At 34.2% G+C, this 7,437-nt stretch carries 8 protein-coding genes and 1 tRNA gene; 8 read left to right on the top strand and 1 reads right to left on the bottom strand.

What is annotated here, in order from left to right; genetic code table 11:
* Together ACJMLH_RS06835 and ACJMLH_RS06830 are read left to right on the top strand one after the other, a co-directional pair.
* The coding region (locus tag ACJMLH_RS06835) for an ATP-grasp domain-containing protein (RefSeq protein ID WP_405276052.1) at nt 1–990 on the top strand (990 nt) is incomplete at its 5' end.
* 1 nt (nt 991) lies between these two features.
* A complete protein-coding gene (locus ACJMLH_RS06830; RefSeq protein ID WP_405276050.1) occupies nt 992–2,014 on the top strand; it encodes a hydantoinase/oxoprolinase family protein in 1,023 nt (340 codons plus the stop codon).
* Nucleotides 2,015–2,052: 38 nt separating this feature from the next.
* On the opposite strand, the gene ACJMLH_RS06825 is transcribed toward ACJMLH_RS06830, so the two are convergent.
* Nucleotides 2,053–2,613, bottom strand: coding sequence for a CDP-2,3-bis-(O-geranylgeranyl)-sn-glycerol synthase (locus tag ACJMLH_RS06825; protein WP_405276048.1), 561 nt, complete (start codon nt 2,611–2,613; stop codon nt 2,053–2,055).
* 152 nt (nt 2,614–2,765) lie between these two features.
* Here ACJMLH_RS06825 and tes point away from each other — a divergent pair, with 152 nt between their 5' ends.
* The 6 genes from tes to ACJMLH_RS06795 all read left to right on the top strand — a co-directional run bounded on the left by tes (nt 2,766) and on the right by ACJMLH_RS06795 (nt 7,428).
* Nucleotides 2,766–4,268 carry a tetraether lipid synthase Tes gene (tes, locus tag ACJMLH_RS06820; RefSeq protein ID WP_405276046.1) on the top strand — a complete coding sequence of 501 codons (1,503 nt, stop codon included), beginning with the start codon at nt 2,766–2,768 and terminating at the stop codon, nt 4,266–4,268.
* 100 nt (nt 4,269–4,368) lie between these two features.
* Nucleotides 4,369–4,854, top strand: coding sequence for a homoaconitase small subunit (hacB, locus tag ACJMLH_RS06815; protein ID WP_405276044.1), 486 nt, complete (start codon nt 4,369–4,371; stop codon nt 4,852–4,854).
* 23 nt (nt 4,855–4,877) lie between these two features.
* On the top strand, nt 4,878–5,498 hold the full coding sequence (locus ACJMLH_RS06810) for an HVO_0476 family zinc finger protein (RefSeq protein ID WP_405276042.1): 621 nt from the start codon (nt 4,878–4,880) through the stop codon (nt 5,496–5,498).
* Nucleotides 5,499–5,505: 7 nt separating this feature from the next.
* Entirely contained in the window at nt 5,506–6,780 is a 1,275-nt protein-coding gene (locus tag ACJMLH_RS06805; protein ID WP_405276040.1) for a tRNA (N(6)-L-threonylcarbamoyladenosine(37)-C(2))-methylthiotransferase, read from the top strand.
* A 206-nt stretch (nt 6,781–6,986) separates the two neighbouring features.
* The gene (locus ACJMLH_RS06800) at nt 6,987–7,187 is read left to right on the top strand and encodes a histone family protein (RefSeq protein WP_042691314.1); all 201 of its coding nucleotides are present in this window, start codon (nt 6,987–6,989) and stop codon (nt 7,185–7,187) included.
* A 169-nt stretch (nt 7,188–7,356) separates the two neighbouring features.
* Nucleotides 7,357–7,428: transfer RNA gene (locus ACJMLH_RS06795), tRNA-Val, on the top strand.
* The last annotated feature ends 9 nt before the right edge of the window (nt 7,429–7,437 follow it).

The raw sequence follows: 7,437 nt of genomic DNA, 5'->3' as shown, positions 1-7,437 counted from the left end.
GCACTTTTAGATGATTTAAAAGATTTCAAAAAAGATGTAGTGATAAACAAATCATATGAAAAAGCTATAAATGGTTTTGATAATGTAAATCCGATTTTAATTGAAGGTGATGTTGTTGATTGGCTGGCTGATAATGCCGGACAGTTTAGCAAAGCTATTTTCATATCTGCGGAAAACAATAACAATTTATACAACATTACAAAAATCCTTGAAGAAAACGATGTAAAAATATACACTTCTTCAGCGGAAGCCTGTTTCAAGTCATCTGACAAATCAGAATCTTACGAAACACTCTATGATGTTGTTCCACAGCCAAGAACATTCAGGTTCAAAATAGATCCAAAGGGATACTGGAAAAGAGCCATTGAAAATCTATATGAAAAATGGCAAGCGGAAGATCCTTTGACAAAATTAAAAATCATCATAAAACCATTGATTGGTGTTGACTGTGAAGATATTGTTGTCATTGAAGATATTGATGATTTAACCCTTGATTTGGATAAGATTTTCGTTCCGGGTTCCAGAGTTATTGTTCAGGAGTTCATTGAAGGCACTGATGTCAGCGTTAGTTTAATATCTGATGGAAAAACAGCTATTCCAATTAGCTTAAATGAACAGTTTGTCGAACTTAAAGACGATAAGGGAACATATTTAGGTGGAAAAGTACCATTTGAAAACAAATATAAGGATGAAGCATTTGAAATAGCTAAAAAAGCGGTTGAAGCAATTGAGGGACTAAAAGGTTTTGTCGGTGTTGACTTAATCATCAACGCAGATGAAAAAGATGTCTATTCCGTATATCTTTTAGAAATAAATTCAAGATTCACTACTCCGTATGTAGGTTTAAAGCAAATTGCCAACTTCAATATCGGAAAAACTATTGTAGATTTAATCGATGGTGACATTAACATTGAAGACATTGATGTGTCTCTTGAAGGTGAAGTTGAATTCAAAAAATCAGGAGATGACCTGGAAATAAGGAGAATATAATATGAAAGTAGCTGGATTTGATATTGGTGGTGCAAATACAGACCTTGCTGTAATAGACTTTGATGGAGATGAAATTAAAAATATCAAAGTTGATTTTGCATATCTTCCAATGTGGAGCAATAACGATGATTTATCACGTGTGCTGGTGGAATTAATTGAAAATATTTGTCCGATTTCTGAAATTGATGCAGTTGGAATTTCCATGACTGCAGAACTTGTTGACGCATACGATACAAAAAAGGATGGAGTTTTAGATGTCGTAAGAAAATGTGAAGAAACTTTTGACTGTCCAACAGCTTATGTTGGAGTTGAGGGAATGCTTTCAAAGGATGAAATTGAAAAAACTCCACTTAAGGCAGCGGCTGCCAATTGGATTGCAACAGCACAAATAGCAACACTGATATCTGACAACTGCATTTTCATTGATACCGGAAGCACTACAACTGATATCATACCAATAAAAGATGGAAATGAATGCGCCATTGGAAAATCCGACTTTGACAGATCAGCCACAGGCGAGCTTGTATACACAGGAACATTAAGGACAAATCTTGCAAGCTTTTTGGATAAAGTGGAACTGAATGGAAAGGAATATAGGGTAGCATCTGAACTGTTTGCACAAACTGCTGATGTTTATACTGTTTTAGACTTAATAAATCCTGAAGATTATGTTTGTGATACATTTGATGGTGAAGGCAAATCCAAATTGGATTGTGCCAAAAGAATAGCTCGTGTTGTCTGTGCCGATTTGGAAATGCTGTCTATGGATGAGATTGTTGAAATGTCAGAATTCATTCATCAAAAGCAAATTGAACAGATTGCAGACGGTCTAAAACAAGTAGTGGAAGTTCAAGGTCTTGATTTGATTGTTACAACTGGTTTGGGCAAAGACATATTGGACAGACCTGCTGCAGAACTTTTAGGTCTCGAAGTTAAATCCATGGGAGATATTCTAACCGATGAAGAATGCGTTGTAGCGCCGGCCGTTGGAACTGCCGTAATGATGAATAAATATTTAATTTAGAGTGTCAAATCACTCTCTCAAAATTCTTTTTTTTTAAATTAGTACCATACATCTTTTAGACCAAGCAAATATGCGCCGGTATTGGCCAGCAGGTGAATGATTAATGTTAATATTATTGCCATGACAATAAACATCAAGTCAAGTTTAACAACTAGTGAAACCAGTATTAGGGCAACTATTAAAAAGTCCAGTTGATCTAAAATTGGGGCGGGCTTTCCTCTTCCAATTCCAAGCCTTCGTTTTAAAAAACTGCCCAGTGCATCACCTAAAAGTGCACCAAAACCGAGTAAAAATCCGATTATGATTCCTTCGGGAACGTTTGTAATTATCGGTGTAGTTATGTATTGTCCAAAATTAGAAATTATATATGGAGCAACTAATCCTTGTATTATTCCGGTGATGATTCCAATTATGGTTCCACCAATCAAACCTTTCCATGTTACTCCATCACCAATCCATCGAACTCCTTTACTGTCTGATTTTCCAAAATCAACAGGTAGGCCTCCGCCGAACAACAATCCCGCACCATTTGAAAAATAGGCAGGCAGGATAAAGTAAAGTGTCATAACACATGTAATCAGAATCATTTGGATATCCATTTAAATTTATGCTCCCTTTTTAATTGTTATACATATACTATATTCAAAGTAGTATATATTAATTAAGTTTAAATATTACATTAAGTTAAATATATAATATTATGTAAGTTTGTACTAATGATAATTATTATTGTTAGTAGAGGGTGATTTGATTGAAGTTTAAAGATACTAAAAGTTTATGTCCAGAGTGTGGCAAAACTCTTGATGCTGAAGTTTTTAGTGAAGATGGCAAAGTATTCATCAAAAAAACTTGTGATGAGCATGGTGAGTTCGTAAACACTTACTGGGGAGATGAAGAATTATATAAAAGGGCTGAAAAATTTATCCCATCAATTACATCTGTTGATAACCCTTCTGTCGATGATATTACAAGCTGTCCGGATAACTGCGGGTTATGTTCAAAACATGAGACTTCAACTGTTTTAGGATTAATTGATGTGACTAACAGGTGTAACCTGAGATGTCCTGTCTGTTTTGCTAATGCAGCTGCTGCAGGATATAAATATGAACCTTCACAAGATGAAATAAGGCAAATGCTTAAGAATTTAAGGAATTTAAAGCCTCATCCATGTTTAGCTATTCAGTATGCGGGTGGAGAACCTACAGTCAGAAAAGACATTGTCGAACTTGTTGCAATGGCAAAAGAAGAAGGTTTTACCCATGTTCAAATAGCAACAAATGGTTTAAGATTGGCTAGGAAAGAAGAATTGGCTAAAGATTTAAAAGAAGCTGGATGTAATACAATCTATTTGGCATTTGATGGTGTAACTCCAGAACCTTACATTAACAATAGGGGTAAGGATTTACTCCCATTTAAATTGGATGCAATTGAAAACTGTAGAAAAGCAGGATTGGGTATTGTATTAGTTCCTACATTAATCAAGGGAATCAATGATCACCAGGTCGGTGATATAATCAAATTCGCATTTGACAATAATGACATCATTTATGGAGTTAACTTCCAACCTGTTTCTTTTGCTGGAAGAACTCCTGCCGATGAAGTGGAAGAGCAAAGAATCACAATTTCCGATTTCGTTGATATTGTTGAAGATGTGACAGACGGTCATGTTCCTTCCGATTCATTTTATCCACCATCATTTGTTGAGCCTATTGCGGAAATCATTTCCCGTTTGGATGGTGAAGATTCACCTAAGGTAACTCTAAATTGCCACCAGCACTGTGGAATTGCAACATATGTATTCAGAGAAAAAACTGAGGGTGATGGCAAGGACAAACTGATTCCAATTACAGATTTCATTGATGTTGAAGATTTATTCCATAAATTAACTGAATATAATGAAAAACTTGAAAAAGGCAAATTTGGTTCTCACAAGAGAGTTTTAGCTGGTTTAACCGGAAATCTTCCTAAAATGGTTCATCCTAGCAGAACTCCTGAAGATTTGGACATTGTCAAAATTTTACTGAATGTATTTGCTAAAGGAGACTATGAAGCGTTGGGAGATTTCTCTAAAGATGCAATGCTTATTTCATGCATGCACTTTATGGATCCGTTCAACTTCGATGTTGACAGGGTTAAAAAATGTGTAATCCATTATGCAACTCCAGATGGCAGAATCATACCATTCTGTACAATGAATTCAAAATATCGTCAAGCTGTTGAGCAAAAATTTGCAAAACCGTTAAGAGAAAAATAATTATTTAATTTTCAAATCACCAAAAACTTATTTTGTATTTGGGGCTTCCCAAATACTCCAATATTTTTTTAATTTTAATTTATTCTTATTAGTGATATAAATGGATATTATCAAAGGAAAAACATGGACTTTTGGGGAAAATATAGATACTGATGTTATCATTCCTGGAAGATATTTAAGAACTTTTAATCCTCAGGATTTGGCAGATCATGTACTTGAGGGTGAACGCCCGGATTTCACAAAAAATGTCCAAAAAGGAGACATTATTGTAGCTGATGAAAACTTTGGCTGTGGTTCATCAAGAGAACAGGCACCGGTAGCTATCAAAACTGCGGGTGTTGATGCAATTGTCGCCAAATCATTTGCAAGAATCTTTTATAGGAATGCAATCAATATCGGACTGCCTGTTATCGTATCAGATATTGAAGCAAAGGATGGCGATATCATAAGCATTGATTTATCTAAAGGAATTTTATTAAATGAAACTACAGGCGAATCAAAAACATTTGAACCTTTTAAGGAATTCATGTTGGAAATTTTGGAAGATGAAGGATTAGTTAACCATTATTTAAAAGATAAAGAATAATTTTTATAATTTGAGGGATTAAAATGGAATGTCCGATATGCGGTAGTGATGAAATAGAAATTTTAAACTCGAAACAGAAATCATCAAAGAAAAAATTCATTGAAGAATACTTATTGAGATGTGAAGACTGTGAGCATGTTTTCAAAGATGTGATTTCATTAAAAAAACCTGAACCTTATAGACTTATTATTTCAGAGCAGGATAAATCTCACAAAACAACAATCGATTTATCACCAAGCGATGAACTTGAGAAAGGGGATGTTTTACTTTCTGAATTTGGTCAGGTTGAAGTAACCAGTATTGAAATTGGTGATACTAGGGTAAACAAGGCAAAAATTGAAGATATTGATACCATATGGGCTAATTCTATTGAAATTCCAGCTAGAATTGGTTTTTCAGTAGATTTGCATGGTGAAGTTGACTCCTACAAATTAGACCTTGAAAGAGACTTTGAAATTGCTCCTGGTGACATTGTTAAAATAGAAGATCATATTGTTAAAGTTCACGTTGTAAAAACCCAGGAAAGAAAGCTCACTTCAGGTTTTGCAAAGGCCGATGTGATTACAAGGGTTTATTCCAAACCGGTCAAATTCAATAATTATGATTATGAATTGACTAAATGCATCATAAAGAAAACAAAATAGTGAGATAATGAAAGTTTATATTGAAACTTATGGATGTACATTCAATAAAGCGGATGCGCAAATCATTGCAGGTGTTTTATTGGAAAATGAAATCGATATTGTCGATAATATTGATGAATCAGATGTAATTATTGTAAATACCTGTTATGTTAAATTGCCTACTGAAAATAAGGTCACCTATAAGATTCAGCAACTTCAACAAAAATATCCTGATAAAAAAATCATTGTCAGCGGATGCATGGTGGAGATTGATCCTGAAAAATTGGAAAAGATTGGGCCTGACTGCTCTTGGATTGGACCTCATCAGTTAAATAAGTCAGCGGATGTTGTCAATGCCACTTATTGTGGAGATGTTGTTCGTGAATGCGGATTTTCAAAAGAAAGCAAAGTCGGTGTTCCAAAGTTGGATGATGGTAGTCTGATTCATATTATTCAAATCTGTGAAGGCTGTTTGGGTGCTTGTACATTCTGCTGTACTCGTTTTGCACGTGGGCCTTTAAACAGCTATCCGATTGCGGATATTGTTGGTGAAGCGAAGGAAGCTATTGAAAATGGAGCATGTGAAATTCAGCTCACCGCTCAGGATACTGCAGCGTTCGGCCGGGATAGTGGTGAGAAACTATCTGATTTAATTAAAGAAGTGGCTAATTTGGAAGGAGATTTTCGCGTACGTGTTGGAATGATGCACCCTAAAAACATTTTAAATGATGTTGATGAAATTATTGAAGCAATGAAACTGCCGAAGGTATATGATTTCATTCATTTGCCTATACAATCTGGAAGTGATAAGGTTTTATCCGAGATGAGAAGGGGTCATACCATAGAGCAGTACCTGGATATAGTTTCAAAATTCAAAAAAGAAATCCCTGACATAACTTTGGCAGTTGATGTTATTGTGGGATATCCTACAGAAACTGATGATGATTTTGACATGACAGTTGATTTGCTTAAAAAAATAAAACCGAGTTTGATTCATCTGTCAAAATATCAGCATAGGAAAGGTGCAATATCATCTTCACTTCCTGAAATCCCGCCCGAAGTTATGAAGAAAAGATCTAAATTTTTATCTGAAATTAAATCAAAAATAACTGAAGAAGAAAACAAACTGCTTGTTGGAACCACTCAAAATGTCTTGGTTGTTGAAGAAGGTTCTAAAGGTGGATTTATTGGAAAAACAGATTCTTATATTCCAGTAATTGTTGATAATGTTGAGTTAGGTTCTTTTGTTACTGTTAAAATCACAGATGCAACCGCAACTTATCTTAAAAGCGAATTATTGTAAAGAAATTTTTTTTAGTTATTTTAATTTCTTATTTTCATATTTTCAGTTAATTTTTATCCTTAATTTTATTGTAATATTGATATTTATTATTGATTTTGAAAAGCATATTATAATAAGTGATGTGTTATAATATAAGCGATTATTATTCTTTTTTACCGATACCTTTATATACTATTTTGTACTATCTTTTAATTGGAGGTGTAATAATGAGTGAATTACCAATCGCACCAGTCGGTCGTATCTTAAAAAATGCTGGCGCACAAAGAATTAGTGACGATGCAAAAATTGCATTAGCTGAAGCATTAGAAGAAAAAGGTGACGAAATCGCACAAAAAGCTGTTAATTTCGCACGCCACGCTGGTAGAAAAACTGTAAAAGCTGAAGATATCAAATTAGCAATCAAATAGATTTACTAATTGGTTATTTTCAAATAAAAGCTTTAGAATAAAATCTATTGGCCATTTCTTTGGTCAATTTTTTTTATTTTTAAAATTTTATTTTCTTGTTTTACCACTTGTTCTATGATTATAAGAAAAGTTTATATATTACTTATTTCTAATATTATTATGTTGTATAGGACCGGTGGTCTAGGGGTATGATTCCTCTTTGACGTGGAGGAGATCACGAGTTCGAATCTCGTTCGGTCCATATGCCATG

It is taken from the genome of Methanobrevibacter sp., assembly GCF_045116495.1.
Taxonomy (GTDB): Archaea; Methanobacteriota; Methanobacteria; order Methanobacteriales; family Methanobacteriaceae; genus Methanocatella.
The sequence above is the reverse complement of the archived record's forward strand: the minus strand, read 5'-3'. Positions and strand labels throughout refer to the sequence as shown.

Excerpts from the sequence above, each read along its gene's own strand:
- ACJMLH_RS06830 (WP_405276050.1), top strand. The coding sequence starts at position 992 with ATGAAAGTAGCTGGATTTGATATTGGTGGTGCAAATACAGACCTTGCT.
- ACJMLH_RS06825 (WP_405276048.1), bottom strand. The coding sequence starts at position 2,613 with ATGGATATCCAAATGATTCTGATTACATGTGTTATGACACTTTACTTT.
- hacB (WP_405276044.1), top strand. The coding sequence starts at position 4,369 with ATGGATATTATCAAAGGAAAAACATGGACTTTTGGGGAAAATATAGAT.
- ACJMLH_RS06810 (WP_405276042.1), top strand. The coding sequence starts at position 4,878 with ATGGAATGTCCGATATGCGGTAGTGATGAAATAGAAATTTTAAACTCG.
- ACJMLH_RS06805 (WP_405276040.1), top strand. The coding sequence starts at position 5,506 with ATGAAAGTTTATATTGAAACTTATGGATGTACATTCAATAAAGCGGAT.
- ACJMLH_RS06800 (WP_042691314.1), top strand. The coding sequence starts at position 6,987 with ATGAGTGAATTACCAATCGCACCAGTCGGTCGTATCTTAAAAAATGCT.